We start from the raw sequence: 17,390 nt of genomic DNA, 5'->3' as shown, positions 1-17,390 counted from the left end.
GAACTTAAAATGGAAGTGGACCATATTTTTATTTGTGTACAATCAGGCGCTCCCGAAGCTGAAACTTTAAAAAAATTCGGTCTAACAGAAGGTTCATCCAATAAGCACCCGGGTCAAGGTACAGAAAACAGACGCTTTTTCTTTAAAAATAGCTTTATCGAGTTAATCTTTTTAAATAACCCAGAAGAAGCCTCAAGTGATCTCACAAAACCGACTCTGCTTTTTGAGCGACTAAGTACTCAAAATAATATCGCGTCCCCTTTTGGTATTTGTTTTCGTCCTAAGAATAAAGATGATAATGGCGCAAAATTTCCTAATTGGGTTTACAAGCCAAGCTACTTACCAGCCAGCTTAGAAGTAAATGTTGCCAAAGATTCTGTGGTATCTGAACCGATGTGGTTCTTCCTTTCATTTGCTTCACGACCAGACCTTGCTGCAAAAGAAAAACAACAACCACTTGTGCATAGCAAAGATTTATCAGAAATCACTGCGATTAAAGTTTCTATTCCGAACCTTGAAGAACACCCGACTTCATTACTGTTCAATACAGTTGATAATTTTGAAGTGACTGATGGATCGGAGCATTTAATGGAAATCAGTTTTGATCATGAGCCTCAAGGAATGATTCATGATTTCAGACCAGAGCTGCCGCTTATTTTTAAATATTAAAACTATTATTTTCTAATAAAAAAACTGTGATTTATTGCAAATCACAGTTTCTATTTAAATTGAATCACATTAAAAACGGCAATGCCCTAAGCAATTTTCCCATCAATAATGCCCTTCTCTTTTAAGGTAGCCAGCTCTTCTGCCGTTTTAAATCTCGATAAGATTTGAACCGTATGTTCACCTAGCTCTGGCGGTGCGTGATGGTATTCAACTGGAGTATCAGAGAGTTTTATTGGTGAACCAATGGTTTGAAAGTTTTCATTTAAACGATGAGGAATATTCACTACTAAATTGCGATGCACAATTTGTGGTCTGATAGGAGAATGGATTTTCCAGTGATAGTTTAATATTTGATTGAGGTTGCCTAATTCAATTTGGGCTATTACCAGCCTTTTTTCCATTTAATGATTCATTCATAAGCTCTTTTTTATCTATTTAAAACATTTTTCCGAAGCCGTAAGTTTAGGATGATTCATATTTTTATACTTATTTTCTAAATCATCCCGTTTTACATCCAAATTTTGATATGGGATAAGTTGAGAGGTAAAACTACAGACAAAAAATGAGCCCTTGTAATTACAAGGGCTTATTTAGATATTTGGCGGAAGCGGTGAGATTCGAACTCACGGAGGACTCACACCCTCGTCGGTTTTCAAGACCGGTGCATTAAACCGCTCTGCCACGCTTCCATGTGCGCAAGAATACTAAGCTTTTTCATTTTAGACAAGTAAAAAATAGCGTTAAAGCATTCAAGTGCATATTGTTTCATCAATTCCTTAAAGTTTGGCTGCAATTTCAGCACCATCGCGGATTGCGCGCTTTGCATCAAGCTCTGCTGCAAGTTTTGCACCACCAATAATATGATAATTGGCTAAAGTAGCTTGCCCTTCACTTGGCATTAAATCTTTTACAGATTCTTGCCCTGCACACACCACGATGGTATCGACTCGAAGTAACTGATCCTGACCATTCGTTTCAACCCACAAGCCTTCATTAGTTACCGCTTTATATTGCACACCACGCAACATGCGTACCGCATGCTTTTTTAATTGAGCTCGATGGACCCAACCCGAAGTTTTACCCAATCCAATGCCTAATGGTGTGGTTTTACGTTGCAATAAATAAATTTCACGGACAGGCGCTTCAACTTCTGCGCGCTGTAAGCCACCTTCTGTCATATAGTGCGCTTCGGTATCGACGCCCCACTCTCGCTTCCACTCTGCCAAAGGTTGTGGCTGAGGCTGATGTGGCGGTTTCAACAAAAACTCAGACACATCAAAACCAATTCCCCCAGCGCCAATCACGGCAACACGATGACCGACTGCTGCTCCACGCAATACTTCGGCATAAGAAAGTACATTCGGCGCATCACTACCCTGAATCTTTAAAGCTCGTGGCACGACTCCTGTAGCCACAATCACCTCATCAAAACCTTCACGCTCTAATTGCTCTTGGTTTACTTTGGTATTTAAGCGTAGTTCTACACCTGTTTTTTCGATTTGTACTTTAAAGTAACGAATGGTCTCGTGGAATTCTTCTTTACCTGGAATGACTTTGGCTAAATTAAATTGCCCACCCACTTCATGACTGGCTTCAAACAATGTCACTTGATGTCCACGTTCTGCTGCTACCGTTGCAGCTGACATGCCTGCCACACCGCCCCCCACCACAGCAACCCGTTTTGGTTTTGCAGTTTTGACATAAACCAATTCAGTCTCAAATGCTGCACGTGGGTTGACCAAACAGGTTGCACGTTGGTTTTTAAAAGTATGATCTAAACACGCCTGATTACAGGCAATACAGGTATTAATCTCATCTACCCGATTAGTCGCAGTTTTATTGACCCAATAAGGATCTGCCAAGAATGGACGTGCCATTTGCACCATATCGGCTTTCCCTTGTGCCAATATTTCTTCTGCTGTGTCTGGCATATTAATTCGGTTTGAGGCAATCACAGGCACTGTCACATGCTTTTTTACTTCTGCGGTATAGTCAGCAAAAGCCGCACGTGGCACCGAAGTCACAATAGTTGGAATGCGTGCTTCGTGCCAGCCAATACCTGTATTTAATAGCGTAATGCCTGCTTTTTCTAAGGCCTGCGCAACGGCAATCACCTCTTGCATCGTGTTGCCATCATGGACCAAATCCAACATGGATAAACGGAAACAGATAATAAATTTTTCGCCGACCTTTTGACGGATTGCACGAACAATTTCAACCGCAAAGCGCATCCGATTATCAATCGAACCACCCCAACGATCTTGTCGTTGATTAACATGGCGACTCAAAAATTGATTCAGCAAATAGCCTTCAGAACCCATAATTTCCACGCCATCATAACCTGCCAATTTTGCAAGATGTGATGTTTCAGCATAATCTCGAATAGTCGACAAAATCTGCTTTTCGCTCATTTGACGTGGTTTGAATGGTGAAATTGGTGATTTGATAGGACTGGCAGACACCACGAAAGGTTGATAACCATAACGACCTGAATGCAAAATCTGCATCAAAATTTTTGCGCCATGCTTATGCACAGCATGTGTCACCAAACGATGTGGTGCAATATCCCCCATGGTATTCATGGTACCACCTGCTGGAAGTAACCAACCTTGACGGTTCGGTGAGATTCCGCCCGTAATGATTAGCCCGACACCACCTTTTGCTCGCTCGCCAAAATAGGCTGCCAATTTAGGATAATTATAAAAACGGTCTTCTAAACCTGTATGCATAGAACCCATCACCATGCGATTTTTGATGGTGGTAAACCCCAAATGAAGAGGTTTCAAAATATTTGCATAGGGCGTTGTCATGGCGAATCCTTATAATTTATTAGCTGTGCAACTTGTTGCATAATACTTTAACGTGAATTTTTATTTTGTTTATGACTTTAGCAGACTGATTCTTTAAATAATCAGTCAATACAAAAAAAAGTGTAGCCCTATTCTATTTCTAGTGGGCTACACTTTTATTATCTAGCAATACAGTGCTGAAGGTTTACTTCCAGTATTTTAACTTCGAAGTCTGACCAATCCCCACATTAAAACTATTGGTTGGGTCGAGTTTTTGGTAGTGCTGTTTTAACGCAGGCTTCGCCACATATAAATGACCAACATTGTGCTCCGCAGGATATTCAGCACCACGATCATCCAGCAAATGCCACATTTGATGCTCCATCGCCAAAGGATCAACGCCTTTTTTGACGATGTAGTCTTGATGGAATACATGGCATAAGAAATGACCGTAATACAGTTTATGTATGATCAGCTCATCCATATCTTTCGGCAAAGTTTCTACCCACTCGCGGTCATTACGGCGCAAAGCTATGTCAAGTGCCACAATATCTTCCACTTCACTCCGATGGGTATCTCGGTAGCGAATAGCTGCGCCTGCGACCGCAAAACGATGTAAAAAAGCTTTGCGTCCCTCTTCCTCTGTACAATGGAAAAAATTGCCTGTCGTACGCTGAGCGAAATAGTCACTCAGGAATTGCTGTACTAGCTCTACATCCTGATTTTCAATACGTAAAATCAAATGATGTTCATACTGATCACGGAATTGGTTCATACGTTCAGGCAAATGATTCGGCATAAACTTGGTAATCAATTGCAGAACTTTATCTGACAACCCTTTCATGCCAACTTTTTCTAAATAACCATCGACTTTGTCTTTCATGGCAAAAGCAGCAGGCACTTTGGCAGTCCCGAATTTTTCAATAAAGACAAAGGTATCTTTACCGTATTCTGCGCCAATGTCATAGGCCACGCGGTGAATGTATTCACCTGCAATGGGTAAGCGCGGTAAATCAGTTAATAGAAAACGACGAATCTCAGTTAAGTCATCCTGTGAGTTGGTTCCCACATAAAACACCTGACTCGGAATCTTCTCAAAAGTATCTAGTCGAACCGCAAATACGCAGATTTTACCTGCTGAACCTGAGGCTTCAAATAAGCGTGATGGATCGGCATTGAATCGTGCAGGAGTTGCCTCATTCACCTGTTTCACGTCATGTGCATAACGCTGGTCAGATGCACAACAACTTGGATTATGCTGTACATCCGCAGTTTGGTATTGCTGATTTTGCAAACGTGAAAGAATTTCTTCTGGTGTATGTCCTAAGTCCACACCCAAATGGTTAATCAGCTCCAGTTGACCCGATTCATTCACTCGTGCATACAGCGCCAACTCAGTATATGCTGGACCACGACGTACCAACGCACCACCTGAGTTGTTGCATACCCCACCTAAAACTGATGCACCAATACACGAAGAACCAATCACTGAATGCGGTTCACGATTAAAGGGCGCCAGTTCTTTTTCTAAACGGTCTAATGTTGCTCCAGGAAGGCAAATTACCTGCTGCCCATCACGGATGATTTGAATACCTGCCAAACGTCGCGTGCTCATCAGTACCACAGGTCGGTCATAATCATCACCAAAAGGCGTTGAGCCACCGGTCAATCCAGTATTAGCCGCTTGCATAATCACAATACAGTCTGCATCTACAGCCGCTTGCAACACTTGCCATTGTTCCAATAAAGTTCCCGGCACCACCACTGCAAGCACTTGACCTGCACCATAGCGACGTCCTTGGCGGTACAATCTCGTTTCGCTTTCTTGCGTCAGAACATGTTGCTTTCCAACAATGTCGATGAGTTTTTGAATGGTTTGTTGTGTATTTGAATTGGGTAACATAAGGAATTTTCCGCTCCCAAATTTGAATATGGAATCATGTGTATTGAAATTTTGTAGCGGCTTACCCCTTTTTTTCCAAAGAGGTAAGCCAATTTAAAGCGACAAGCTCAAATCAAAAATAGTCAGGCCCTCCCTTTTTAAAGGGAGGTTGGGAGGGATTTTTCTTCTTACTTAATGAATTATTTTAAGAATAAAATCACTCGACTAATTCACGCTCTAAACGGACCAAGCAATCCTCAGTAATATCTGCAATGGTCTTCGCCCCCGTTAAGGTCATGGCGACACGCATTTCTTTATCAATCAACTCTAAAAGATTTGAAACACCCGCACCGCCCGCTGCACCTAATGCATAAACGAAAGCACGACCAAGCATACAGGTGTCCGCACCCATCGCCAGCATACGCACCACATCTAGACCATTACGAATACCAGAGTCAGCAAGAATTTTAATATCACCCTTCACTGCATCAGCAATTGGAGGCAATGCACGTGTTGTCGATAACACACCATCAAGCTGACGACCACCATGATTTGACACCACAATACCATCTGCACCAAAGCGGACTGCATCTTTGGCATCTTCAGGGTCTAGAATCCCTTTAATCACCATTGGGCCATCCCAAAATTCACGGATCCATTCTAGATCTTTCCATGAAATTGACGGATCAAAGTTGGTGCCTAACCAACCAATATAGTCTTCTAAACCTGTCGGTTTACCCAAATATTTAGAAATGTTGCCTAAATCATGTGGACGTCCCATCAAGCCTACATTCCATGCCCAATGCGGGTGGAAACAAGACTGCATATAACGACGCATCGCGGCATTCGGACCACTCATCCCTGAATGTGCATCACGATAACGCGCGCCTGGTACTGGCATATCTACAGTAAATACCAAGGTCGAACAGCCTGCTGCTTTAGCACGTTCCAAGGCATTCCGCATAAAACCGCGGTCACGCAATACATACAACTGGAACCACATCGGACGCTGAATGGCAGGTGCCACTTCCTCAATTGGACACACCGATACAGTCGATAACGTAAATGGAATGCCTTTTTTATCGGCAGCAACCGCAGCCTGAACTTCACCGCGACGTGCATACATACCTGTTAAACCCACTGGAGACAACGCCACAGGCATCGAAAATGTTTCGTCAAATAGTTTGGTTTCAAGGCTTAGCTCAGACATATCGTTCAAAACACGTTGTCTTAAGGCAATTTTAGAAAGATCTTCTACATTTCGCTTCAGGGTATATTCTGCATATGCTCCACCATCAATATAGTGGAAAAGAAATGGCGGTAAACGACGTCTCGCAGCTTCGCGATAATCATTTGCAGATGAAATAATCATGGTTATATCCTGTTTAAACGGCTCGAACGTTGTCGACGGGCTTCTTCCTCATCAATCGAACGTACTTGCTGAACTACAAACTCAATGTGTCCACACACAGCCTTGCGTGCGGCTTCTGGGTCTCGGCGCTCAATGGCATCAATCACTTGCAAATGCTGTTCATGCAATTGATCAAAACGGTGCGCTTCGGAATAGACTTTGCGTCGTCCTAAAGCCACGTTAAATTGCAATAAATCGAACACGCCACGCATGACTTGAATCAGCACCAGATTGTGCGAAGCTTCTGCAATCGCCAGATGAAAATTGGCATCGGCACGTGCAGCTTGCTCATCATCGCCCAAAGACTGAAAGTGGGTGATTTGATCGTAACAATCACGGATATGCTGAATATCTTCAGGAGTGGCACGCAAAGCTGCATGCCAAGCGGTGCCACCCTCCAAAATAATTCGAGCTTCCTGCACATCGAAACGATAAGCAGGATCTTCATCAATCAACTCACTCAGTGGTTGCACGATTTGGTGTTGTGACCAAGAGCTTGGTAATTGCTGTAAATAAGTTCCCGCTCCGACTTTGCTGACCAGCATGCCCTGACTGGTCAGTTGCTGAATAGCCTCACGCAAAGAGGAACGGGAGACACCGAGTTGTTCACACAACTTTCTTTCAGCGGGTAAACGATCTCCGACTTTCATTTGTTGGGTTTCAATCAAATGACGCAAACTTTGTAAAACTCTATCAGAGACCTTCATACCGCTGTCCTTCAATCTACGGGTGTTATGGAATCATCCATGGGAACACATATGCTTGTAAGGTAATAATAATACCGATCATTACCGTAAAAGTGATACTGTGTTTCACTGTAAAACGGAACAAATCAGATTCTTTACCAACCAAGCCTACTGCCGCACAGGCAATTGCAATAGATTGAGGTGAAATCATTTTACCTGTCACACCACCACTGGTATTGGCAGCCACCAATAACACTTCTGGCACACCAATTTGTTGTGCAGTCGTTGCTTGTAAGGCACTGAACAAGGCATTTGCAGACGTATCTGAACCTGTTAGGAACACTCCGATCCAGCCCAAGAATGGCGAGAAGAAAGTAAATGCATGTCCAGTATGCGCCAATGCCAATGCCAAAGTCGCAGACATGCCTGAATAGTTAGCAATAAAGGCAAACGCCAATACCATTCCAATTGAATAAATTGGAGTTTTTAATTCATTCAGGGTTTCGCCAAAAGTCACTACCGCTTCACGTGGTTTCATTTTTAAATAAATGATGGTGATTACCGCGGCAATCATGATTGCAGTGCCCGTCGCAGACAACCAATCAAACTTGAAAATGGCGTCATAGTCTTTGATTTCAGGCACAACAGGTGGCATTTTTTGTACCACTTGATGCAAGAACGGTACCTTAATTGCAATCACAAGGTCATGCAATGCACCATCTTTAGCGAATAAATCTTTAAATGGTTTGATACTCCAAATCGTCACCATCACGGTTAAGATCATGAATGGAGACCATGCCTTCGCGATTTGACCAATTGAATATTTCTTCTGTTGATCTGCATTCAAGCTATTTGCATCAATATGCATATCTTCAGCTTTGAAACGGAAAATATGTTTCGGTTTCCAGTATTTCAATAAAATGGTCAAACTCACCAAAGAAGCAATCGCAGCGGTAATGTCTGGTAACTCTGGACCTACAAAGTTAGAGGTAAGGAATTGTGCCAACGCGAATGAACCGCCACCAACCAATACCGCAGGCCAAGTTTCTTTAACACCGCGCCAACCATCCATAATTGCCATAATCCAGAACAGTACGATTGGCACCATAAACGGAAGTTGGCGACCCACCATCTGGCTGATTTCATGAGTGTCTACACCAGACACCTGACCCGCCACAATAATTGGAATACCCATCGCACCAAACGCTACAGGTGCAGTGTTCACAATTAAACACAAGCCTGCTGCATATAATGGTTTAAAGCCAAGGCCCACCAATAAAGCCGCAGTAATCGCGACAGGCGCACCAAAGCCTGCTGCACCTTCTAAGAAAGTACCAAAGGCAAAGCCCACCAACAGCATTTGTAAACGCTGATCTTCAGTAATGGACAGAATGGATGAACGGATAATGTCAAATTGGCCCGTTTTCACCGAAATTTTGTACAGGAAAACCGCACCAATAATAATCCATGCGATTGGCCACAAACCGTAAAAGAAGCCATAAATCAAAGAAGCAAATGCCATCATGGTCGGCATTTGATAGGCAAATAAAGAAACCAACAATGCTAAAACAACAGTAATTGTTCCAGCTACGCTGCCCTTCATACGAAATACAGCCAGCGCTAAAAAGAAAAAGATAATTGGAATAAGTGCAATTAAGCTGGAAAGCCAGATATTGCCAATAGGATCGTAAACTTGTTGCCAATGTTGAAGCATTGTCATCTCCTTGAAATGCTTGCCAGAACCTCGAGTTGGTCCAATCATCCTGTGGTAAAATACCAAATTGGTCAGACCAATAAACCAAAAGCGTAAAAAAATAATAGCTGTTTGCACCATTATAGTAATTTCAAACACCAAACAGGTCAATAAAAAAGCATAATAAATATATTGGTCAGACCAATATATTAAATCAATAAACACAACACATTTCATTTAGAAAAAATTAACAATATTGGTAAAACTATTGTTTTTATTTATTTTTTCAGCCATGTAAGCTTCGGATTAAACAATTACTCAACTTTAGTCGCATTCATTCGTTTGTTGAGGATTTATCCAGTTTTAAAAGCATTCCTCTGATTTTTATATAAATTACAAACCTCAAAAATGCACCAAGATGTTGCTTTTTCAGACGTCAATTTCTGCTTATCGATCAGAAAATTTATTGTTTTTTTTATTTTGACTTTGTTTTGCGAAAACAAGCGTCTGGAAAAGTGCTACAATCGCAAAAATATGTATTCTTTCAGGCCACCTATTCTCGGTGCCTATATTTATATCGTTAGGATTAACAATGACTGATAATGCAACTATCTTGCAGAATGTCCCAGTTGGCAAAAAAGTTGGTATTGCCTTCTCTGGTGGTCTAGATACTTCAGCTGCTTTATTGTGGATGAAACAAAAAGGCGCAGAGCCTTATGCATATACGGCAAACTTAGGTCAGCCTGATGAGGATGACTACGATGCTATTCCGAAAAAAGCGGAAGCATATGGTGCCGTTAAAGCACGTTTAGTGGACTGCCGTTTGCAACTTGCACTTGAAGGTATTGCAGCGATTCAATGTGGTGCATTCCATATCAGCACTGGTGGTATGCCATATTTCAACACGACTCCACTGGGTCGTGCAGTAACAGGTACTATGCTTGTTACCGCGATGAAAGAAGATGACGTGAACATCTGGGGTGATGGTTCAACGTATAAAGGGAACGACATTGAGCGTTTCTACCGTTATGGCTTATTGACTAACCCTGCACTTAAAATTTACAAACCGTGGTTAGACCAAACTTTTATTGATGAATTAGGCGGCCGTGCAGAAATGTCACAGTTCCTCATCGACAATGGTTTTGACTACAAAATGTCGAAAGAGAAAGCTTACTCAACTGACTCAAACATGTTGGGTGCAACTCATGAAGCAAAAGATCTTGAATACCTCAATGCAGGTATCAAAATTGTAGACCCAATCATGGGCGTTGCATTCTGGAAAGATGACGTAAAAATTGATGCTGAAGAAGTATCTGTTACTTTTGAAGAAGGCTTCCCTGTTGCGCTTAATGGTCAACGTTTTGAAAATCCGGTTGACTTCATTCTTGAAGCGAACCGTATCGGTGGTCGTCATGGTTTAGGTATGTCTGACCAAATCGAAAACCGTATTATCGAAGCAAAATCTCGTGGTATTTATGAAGCACCAGGCATGGCGTTACTTCATATTGCTTATGAGCGTTTGGTTACAGGTATTCATAACGAAGACACGATTGAACAATACCGTATTAACGGTTTACGTTTAGGTCGTTTGTTATACCAAGGACGTTGGTTCGATTCTCAAGCACTTATGTTGCGTGAAACTGCACAACGTTGGGTTGCTAAAGCGATTACAGGTACAGTCACTTTAGAATTACGTCGTGGTAATGACTACACCATCATGAATACCGAATCTCCTAACCTCACTTATGAAGCTGAGCGTTTAACTATGGAGAAAGGTGATTCAATGTTTACGCCGATGGATCGTATTGGTCAGCTTACTATGCGTAACCTTGATATTACAGATACACGCGCAAAACTCGGTATTTATACCAATTCTGGTTTGTTGGCTGTAGGTACTGGTTCTGCAGTGCCGCAATTGAAAGACAAAAACTAAGTTTTTAATTGCTCAATAGCTAAAGAAAAAACCGCCTCAAATTGGCGGTTTTTTCTTTATCAAGCTCATCTTATATATCTTGATACTTCACAGATGAAATAGCTTCAATCAAAGCACTGCTTATATTCCACAATCACAAAAAAACAATAAAAAGCTTTTTGTATTTACCAGAATTAAGCCATTTATACGTAAATCAGCTTAGCATTACTGAGTGATATAGATTATCATCTGATTTATTTTTTAGTCCGAAATCGCCTTGAATACGATTACTCTTTTGCAACCAGACGATTGGCATGCCCACTTACGTGATGGCCTCGCCCTGAAACGCACAGTTCCAGATTTAGCAGCCCAATTTAAGCGTGCGATTTGTATGCCAAATCTTGTTCCACCTGTGAAAACTGTGGAAGAGGCGCTTGCTTATCGTGAGCGAATTATGGCTCATGTGCCTGAAGGCAGTGCATTTGACCCGCGTATGGTGTTGTATTTTACGGATAGCACTCCTGCAAGCGAAGTCAAAAAAATCAAAGATTCTGAATTTGTAAATGCCATCAAACTTTATCCAGCGGGTGCAACCACCAACTCGGACAATGGCGTAAGCGATATTCGTAAAGTATATGCAGTGATTGAGCAACTTGAAGAACATCAAGTGCCATTACTGTTACATGGTGAAGTTACCCATAACCATGTCGATATTTTTGACCGTGAAAAACGCTTCTTAGATGAAGTTTTATCACCATTATTAAAGCAGTTCCCTCAGTTAAAATTGGTACTCGAACACATTACCACCAGCGAAGCTGCACATTTTGTGTTAGAACAAGACCGTAATGTTGCTGCCACGATTACCCCTCAACATTTATTGTTTAATCGCAATGACATGTTGGTCGGTGGCATCAAGCCGCACTTCTATTGCTTACCAATTTTAAAACGCCAAACGCACCAGCAAACCCTGTTGGAAGTGGCAACCAGTGGTAATCCTAAATTCTTCTTAGGCACAGACAGTGCACCGCATTCAAAAAATGCCAAAGAGAATGCTTGTGGTTGTGCGGGTTGCTATAGCGCACCAACGGCAATTGAACTCTATGCTCAAGCCTTTGACCAAGTCAATAAACTCGAACGTTTAGAAGGCTTTGCCAGCCACTTTGGTGCAGACTTCTATGGTCTTCCACGTAATACTGAAACCATTACGTTAGTCAAAGAAGAACAAGTCATTCCTGAAAGTTTTGATTATTTAGATGGTGACAAGATTATCCCGCTTTATGCTGGTAAAACCATCCAATGGAGAAAAGTGTGACAAATGAAACTCTACCAGTAATTGGTCAGCGTTTCCGTGGTTTTTTACCTGTGGTGGTCGATGTCGAGACTGCAGGTTTTAATTCACAAACTGACGCGCTGCTAGAAATAGCCGCGATTCCAATTATTTATGATGCAGAAGGCAAATTCGTTCCAGGTGAAGCCCATCATGCACACATTAATCCATTTGAAGGCGCAAATCTGGACCGCCGTTCGTTGGATTTTATTGGAATTGATCCATTTAATCCCATGCGTGTTGCGATGGCTGAAGATGAAAAATCGGCACTAAAACGTATTTTCAAAGCAGTGAATGACGTACGCCGTCAACAAAATTGCACCCACGCGATTTTGGTCGGCCACAATGCGCACTTTGATTTAGGTTTTGTTCAGGCTGCGATCGCGCGTACTGGCACTAAAAATCAAAATCCATTTCACAGCTTCTCTGTATTTGATACGGTAACCTTAAGTGCAATTACTTTTGGTCAAACAGTACTTGCTAAGTCATGTATACAAGCTGGAATTGAGTTTGATGGTAAAGAAGCTCACTCGGCTTTGTACGATACAAAAAAGACTGCTGAACTGTTTTGCTATATTTTAAACAAACTCTCTCCTCACCTACTTGACACTTTGGTGGCGGATCAATAAGATACCGCCATCTTCTAAACGTCCCTATCGTCTAGAGGCCTAGGACATCGCCCTTTCACGGCGGTAACCGGGGTTCGAATCCCCGTAGGGACGCCATCTATTTGCTCTCGCAAATCTTTTTAAAAAATTTCATCGAATTCTATTTTTAGAATCATTTATACTCTTGTGTTTTATTTTTCACCCTAAACTTATGTTAAAGAAAATATTACTGGTTTTACTCATTCTTTCCCCTTCAGCTGTTTATCTTTATATTGCCAATAAAGAACAGAAATCTGCACCATCCGCAGCTAATGCCACACCATCAGAAAAAGCACACGATCCATACCAAATGCCAGAACATTAAATTTGCTTAGGCTTTTCACTTATCAATAATTCAAGCCTGTTGAAATTTCAGTTTTCTTAGTATTAACCATATGAAATCTCATTCAACTTAGTCTCATAGCTTGATCAAACCCTTCATCTCTTGGCTATTGAATGAATAAAGCTTTACCCTTACCAACAAAAAAAATCGAGATATCGGGTCTGTAGAAACGTAAAAAATTGCGTTATATCCTGTAAGTAAGACATTTTTTACACAAACAAACCCTTATTTTCGAAATATTGTAATAACTTATTTGACAGTAAAGAAAAAAATACATAATATACGCATCACCTCGCAACGTCCCTATCGTCTAGAGGCCTAGGACATCGCCCTTTCACGGCGGTAACCGGGGTTCGAATCCCCGTAGGGACGCCATCTTATCGTTTATACGATCATTCAAAACTCACAATTCATTATTATTCGATTGCAGATTTGTAGTTTTGCACTACAATAGCGCGCTTCATTATTCTATTTTTTCTCTCTCTTATGCAGTCATCTCAATCTCCGAATGATGCTATGCATCAGGGCAATTCTGCGCCTTTAAAACGCGCTATGAGTACTCGACATCTGGTCATGATTTCACTTGGTGGTGCAATCGGGACTGGTCTATTTTTAGGGTCGGGTGAAGTCATTGCACAAACGGGGCCTGTAGGTGCCATCATCGCTTATATTTTAGGTGGAATTATTGCCTATATGGTGATGCTATGTCTGGGAGAACTCGCGGTACATATGCCTGTATCGGGTTCTTTCGGCGCTTATGCACAAAAGTATATTGGTCCAGGGACAGGCTACACGATTACATGGTTATATTGGCTAACATGGACAGCAACACTCGGCACAGAATTCACTGCTGCCGCTTTGCTGATGCAAGAATGGTTTCCTCACATCTCCGTCTGGATTTGGACGCTCATCTTTGCTGCCATTATTTTTGGCTTAAACATGAGTTCAACCCGATTATTTGCTGAATCAGAGTTTTGGCTATCTCTAGTCAAAGTCGTTACTGTCATCAGCTTCATTATTTTAGGTCTATTGGCAATTTTTGGTGTGCTGTCTTTTCATGGTTATAGCTCTGCACCTTTATTTAGTAACTTGACCGCAGAAGGATGGTTCCCTCAAGGTTTCTTCCCTATTTTTGCAACCATGTTGATTGTGAATTTTGCCTTCTCTGGGACAGAACTTATCGGTGTTGCTGCGGGTGAAACCCAAGACCCAGCGAAAAATGTGCCTAAAGCAATCAATGCAGCCATTTGGCGCTTATTAATCTTCTTTGTTGGTACGATTGTAGTCATTAGTGCGCTGCTTCCACATCAAATGGCGGGCCTAGGTGGTAATGGCGTAAGCAGCAGCCCCTTTGTGACCGTGTTTAACTATATTGGCATTCCCCATGCAGAAGACATTATTCGCTTTGTGATTATTACCGCACTTCTTTCAGCTGCGAATTCAGGCTTATATGCTGCTTCACGTATGATGTGGTCTTTATCTTACAAAAAACAACTGCCTGAAGTGTTCTCCAAGTTAAATCACAAAGGCATTCCTTTTGTTGCCATTATTGTCACTATGTTCGGTGCAATTCCAGGCTTGCTGTCTGAACAATTTGCGCCTGAAACCATTTTCAAAAACCTGCTGGGTGTAGCCGCATTTACGATGGTCGTGGTGTGGATGAGCATCTGCTTAAGTCAGTTCAATTTCCGTCGCCAATGGTATAAACAAGGTCATACAGCGAAAGAATTAGGCTTTGCAGCGCCATTATTTCCAATTGTGCCGATTTTAGGCTTTGTATTCTGTTTTATTACTGGCATCAGTATGGCCGCAGATCCTGAAATGCTAGCGGGCTTTATTGGCTGTTTAATCTTTATTGCCTTGTGTTATCTCAGCTATTACGTGTTTTATCGAAAGCAAAACTAACACATAAAAAGAGTGGTCAAAGACCACTCTTTTTTTTAAGCTAAATATAAACAATGTTCGTTATAAAAAGCCTGACCCTGTATGAAAATCATTTTTATTCACGGTATGAATCAACAAAATTATGATGAAGAGACTTTAAAACAGCATTGGTTAAATTTATTTAAAACCGGCTTGAGTCATGCCGAGCAAAATATCGAACTTAAATCACTAGATATCAAACTCCCTTTTTATGGCGATTTACTCACCAAACACCAACTCAATAACAGTTTAGATTTAAACACAATGCTTCCTAAATCACTGTCGCATTTACATTTTCCTTTTCATCTTTGGCATAACACATCAATTGTTCAAGAACGTAGCCCATGTATTACCCCTTTGCCTTGTTTTAATCCAGAGCAATCAGAGTCACTTACTCAGCGTTTATCTGTCATTACAGCCCTCACCAAAGACCATGCATTCAAAGAATTGATCATGTTCCTCAATCATTACCCTAAACTCCATGAGACACTCATGCATAAATTTCTCATCGAGACCTACTTATACTTGTCAAATTCTGATTTTATGCATGAAGTTCACCACAGAATTATGTCTCATCTTCATCCAAGCAAAGATCATATTATTGTGGCGCATTCATTGGGTACCGTCATTGCCTATAACTTATTACATCAATTTAACCATTTTAGAGTACATCGTTTTATTACTCTCGGTTCACCGCTTGCCTTTAAGGTGATTCAAGAAAAACTGAATCGACCGATTTCTCGACCGCCACAGCTACATGGTGATTGGTTTAATTTTTATTCTCCTGATGATTTCCTGACCGCCTTCCCCTTATCTGAAGCACCTTTCAATTTTGAACCACCGATCATTAATCAAGCAATCACAACACCTGTAGATAAGCCTCATCAAATTACAGGTTATTTAGCACATCCAGCTGTTATTAAAAGCATTGTGGATGCATTAAAGCTCGGAAAATAAACAATCTAAATTGTATTTCCACATTTTGTATTCTTTTTACCCACTCAAACTTTTTTTAATGATTATCTTCAAAAAAATGTTTGACACCCCCCTATATTCACCCTAATATACGCCCACCTCTGAAACGTCCCTATCGTCTAGAGGCCTAGGACATCGCCCTTTCACGGCGGTAACCGGGGTTCGAATCCCCGTAGGGACGCCAATTAATTTATGGTTTAGTTTTCAGAAGTACCTGCCTCATTAAGTCCCTATCGTCTAGAGGCCTAGGACATCGCCCTTTCACGGCGGTAACCGGGGTTCGAATCCCCGTAGGGACGCCAAATTCAGAGATGTTTATCTTTTAAAAAAACCTGAGCATAATGACTCAGGTTTTTTTATGTCTATATTTTGAGTTATGCTCTCTTTGAGCAAAATAAAAAACATATTGAATAAAAGGCAATTGAAACAACAAAATGCAGATTCAACTTTATCATAAACCTAATTCACGTTCGCAACGTATTGTCTGGCTTTTCGAAGAACTCGGTCTCGATTATGACATTTTGGTTTGCGACACACTAGACGATGCCAATACGCATCAATTACAGCAAGCACATCCTTTAGCAAAATTCCCCACAGTCAAAATAACAGAACTTGAGCATACTTTTTTCTTATCTGAAACCAGCGCTATTGCCGAATGGTTCAGTACTCACCAGCAAAGTTTAGGTGCAATGAATTTAGACAGTTCTGCCTTAGTGGATTACTACTATTGGAAAAACTTCGCTGAAGCCACATTTATGCCAAATTTGGCATTAAAACAGATATTTTCCCAATTGGCGATCCGAACACCTTGGCTTATTCGTTTTATTCTACGAGCCATTCAATATGGATTTAATCAAGGCTATTTAAATCCCCTACTGCAACAACAAATGCAAATGATTAATCTGCACCTCACTAAACAACCGTGGGTCGCAGGCTCTCAATTCACCATCGCTGATATCTTACTCTGGTTTCCATTACACGCCTGCACCCATCTAAATGACCGTTATATGCGCTACCCTGCGATTAATAGTTATTTACAACAGATTGAAGATAGACCCGCCTTTCAACGGGCTTTGTCAAAAGGTCAATGGTCTGCCCCAATCTTCAAACAGTATTGGGCCGTAGCCAACTAA

At 41.4% G+C, this 17,390-nt stretch carries 13 protein-coding genes, 5 tRNA genes and 1 pseudogene; 12 read left to right on the top strand and 7 right to left on the bottom strand.

The features are described 5' to 3' along the window. Positions 1 to 9: 9 nt before the first annotated feature. Positions 10 to 669, top strand: a complete 660-nt coding sequence (locus C3F34_RS11880; protein WP_104441675.1) for a VOC family protein — start codon at positions 10 to 12, stop codon at positions 667 to 669. A gap of 86 nt (positions 670 to 755) precedes the next feature. On the opposite strand, the pseudogene C3F34_RS11875 reads toward C3F34_RS11880, so the two are convergent. From C3F34_RS11875 to lldP, 7 genes and pseudogenes are all read right to left on the bottom strand, one after another. After that, positions 756 to 980 (bottom strand): annotated as a pseudogene (locus C3F34_RS11875) (CoA transferase); the annotation flags it as partial. Positions 981 to 1,268: 288 nt separating this feature from the next. Further along, positions 1,269 to 1,358, bottom strand: a tRNA-Ser gene (locus C3F34_RS11870). 87 nt (positions 1,359 to 1,445) lie between these two features. Further along, complete coding sequence (locus tag C3F34_RS11865) at positions 1,446 to 3,479, bottom strand: NADPH-dependent 2,4-dienoyl-CoA reductase (RefSeq protein WP_104441674.1); 2,034 nt, start codon at positions 3,477 to 3,479, stop codon at positions 1,446 to 1,448. A 184-nt stretch (positions 3,480 to 3,663) separates the two neighbouring features. Next, positions 3,664 to 5,361: a D-lactate dehydrogenase gene (gene dld, locus C3F34_RS11860; RefSeq protein WP_044737440.1), complete on the bottom strand. Its 1,698-nt coding sequence runs from the start codon at positions 5,359 to 5,361 to the stop codon at positions 3,664 to 3,666. Between the two features lie 196 nt (positions 5,362 to 5,557). Then, positions 5,558 to 6,712 carry an FMN-dependent L-lactate dehydrogenase LldD gene (lldD, locus tag C3F34_RS11855; protein WP_044737441.1) on the bottom strand — a complete coding sequence of 385 codons (1,155 nt, stop codon included), beginning with the start codon at positions 6,710 to 6,712 and terminating at the stop codon, positions 5,558 to 5,560. Between the two features lie 2 nt (positions 6,713 to 6,714). Then, positions 6,715 to 7,458 (bottom strand): transcriptional regulator LldR, encoded by a 744-nt coding sequence (lldR, locus tag C3F34_RS11850; protein ID WP_016166981.1) that lies wholly within the window; start codon positions 7,456 to 7,458, stop codon positions 6,715 to 6,717. A gap of 25 nt (positions 7,459 to 7,483) precedes the next feature. Further along, entirely contained in the window at positions 7,484 to 9,157 is a 1,674-nt protein-coding gene (gene lldP, locus C3F34_RS11845; RefSeq protein ID WP_171069587.1) for an L-lactate permease, read from the bottom strand. A 565-nt stretch (positions 9,158 to 9,722) separates the two neighbouring features. On the opposite strand from lldP, the gene argG reads away from it, so the two are divergent. From argG to C3F34_RS11795, 11 genes are all read left to right on the top strand, one after another. Next, on the top strand, positions 9,723 to 11,063 hold the full coding sequence (gene argG, locus C3F34_RS11840) for an argininosuccinate synthase (protein WP_016166983.1): 1,341 nt from the start codon (positions 9,723 to 9,725) through the stop codon (positions 11,061 to 11,063). Positions 11,064 to 11,319: 256 nt separating this feature from the next. Continuing rightward, entirely contained in the window at positions 11,320 to 12,354 is a 1,035-nt protein-coding gene (gene pyrC / locus C3F34_RS11835) for a dihydroorotase (RefSeq protein ID WP_104441673.1), read from the top strand. Then, complete coding sequence (rnt, locus tag C3F34_RS11830; RefSeq protein WP_035301865.1) at positions 12,339 to 12,998, top strand: ribonuclease T; 660 nt, start codon at positions 12,339 to 12,341, stop codon at positions 12,996 to 12,998. The genes pyrC and rnt overlap by 16 nt, the downstream gene beginning before the upstream one ends. 20 nt (positions 12,999 to 13,018) lie before the next feature. Beyond that, positions 13,019 to 13,094: transfer RNA gene (locus C3F34_RS11825), tRNA-Glu, on the top strand. A 94-nt stretch (positions 13,095 to 13,188) separates the two neighbouring features. Further along, the gene (locus C3F34_RS20420; RefSeq protein WP_171284969.1) at positions 13,189 to 13,341 is read left to right on the top strand and encodes a hypothetical protein; all 153 of its coding nucleotides are present in this window, start codon (positions 13,189 to 13,191) and stop codon (positions 13,339 to 13,341) included. A gap of 317 nt (positions 13,342 to 13,658) precedes the next feature. Next, positions 13,659 to 13,734 (top strand) — tRNA-Glu (locus C3F34_RS11820). Positions 13,735 to 13,845: 111 nt separating this feature from the next. After that, positions 13,846 to 15,264, top strand: a complete 1,419-nt coding sequence (locus C3F34_RS11815; RefSeq protein WP_044740760.1) for an amino acid permease — start codon at positions 13,846 to 13,848, stop codon at positions 15,262 to 15,264. An 81-nt stretch (positions 15,265 to 15,345) separates the two neighbouring features. After that, on the top strand, positions 15,346 to 16,239 hold the full coding sequence (locus tag C3F34_RS11810) for a hypothetical protein (protein WP_044740759.1): 894 nt from the start codon (positions 15,346 to 15,348) through the stop codon (positions 16,237 to 16,239). A 126-nt stretch (positions 16,240 to 16,365) separates the two neighbouring features. Continuing rightward, positions 16,366 to 16,441, top strand: a tRNA-Glu gene (locus C3F34_RS11805). A 42-nt stretch (positions 16,442 to 16,483) separates the two neighbouring features. Continuing rightward, positions 16,484 to 16,559: transfer RNA gene (locus C3F34_RS11800), tRNA-Glu, on the top strand. 132 nt (positions 16,560 to 16,691) lie between these two features. Then, positions 16,692 to 17,390 carry a glutathione S-transferase N-terminal domain-containing protein gene (locus C3F34_RS11795; protein WP_044738431.1) on the top strand — a complete coding sequence of 233 codons (699 nt, stop codon included), beginning with the start codon at positions 16,692 to 16,694 and terminating at the stop codon, positions 17,388 to 17,390.

Origin of the sequence: Acinetobacter sp. ACNIH2 (genome assembly GCF_002934965.1) — a bacterium.
Taxonomy (GTDB): Bacteria; Pseudomonadota; Gammaproteobacteria; order Pseudomonadales; family Moraxellaceae; genus Acinetobacter; species Acinetobacter tandoii.
The sequence above is the reverse complement of the archived record's forward strand: the minus strand, read 5'-3'. Positions and strand labels throughout refer to the sequence as shown.

Bases quoted from the DNA above. Each gene is read 5' to 3' on its own strand.
- C3F34_RS11880 (WP_104441675.1), top strand. From the start codon at position 10: ATGGAAGTGGACCATATTTTTATTTGTGTACAATCAGGCGCTCCCGAA.
- C3F34_RS11865 (WP_104441674.1), bottom strand. From the start codon at position 3,479: ATGACAACGCCCTATGCAAATATTTTGAAACCTCTTCATTTGGGGTTT.
- dld (WP_044737440.1), bottom strand. From the start codon at position 5,361: ATGTTACCCAATTCAAATACACAACAAACCATTCAAAAACTCATCGAC.
- lldD (WP_044737441.1), bottom strand. From the start codon at position 6,712: ATGATTATTTCATCTGCAAATGATTATCGCGAAGCTGCGAGACGTCGT.
- lldR (WP_016166981.1), bottom strand. From the start codon at position 7,458: ATGAAGGTCTCTGATAGAGTTTTACAAAGTTTGCGTCATTTGATTGAA.
- lldP (WP_171069587.1), bottom strand. From the start codon at position 9,157: ATGACAATGCTTCAACATTGGCAACAAGTTTACGATCCTATTGGCAAT.
- argG (WP_016166983.1), top strand. From the start codon at position 9,723: ATGACTGATAATGCAACTATCTTGCAGAATGTCCCAGTTGGCAAAAAA.
- rnt (WP_035301865.1), top strand. From the start codon at position 12,339: ATGGAGAAAAGTGTGACAAATGAAACTCTACCAGTAATTGGTCAGCGT.
- C3F34_RS20420 (WP_171284969.1), top strand. From the start codon at position 13,189: ATGTTAAAGAAAATATTACTGGTTTTACTCATTCTTTCCCCTTCAGCT.
- C3F34_RS11815 (WP_044740760.1), top strand. From the start codon at position 13,846: ATGCAGTCATCTCAATCTCCGAATGATGCTATGCATCAGGGCAATTCT.
- C3F34_RS11810 (WP_044740759.1), top strand. From the start codon at position 15,346: ATGAAAATCATTTTTATTCACGGTATGAATCAACAAAATTATGATGAA.
- C3F34_RS11795 (WP_044738431.1), top strand. From the start codon at position 16,692: ATGCAGATTCAACTTTATCATAAACCTAATTCACGTTCGCAACGTATT.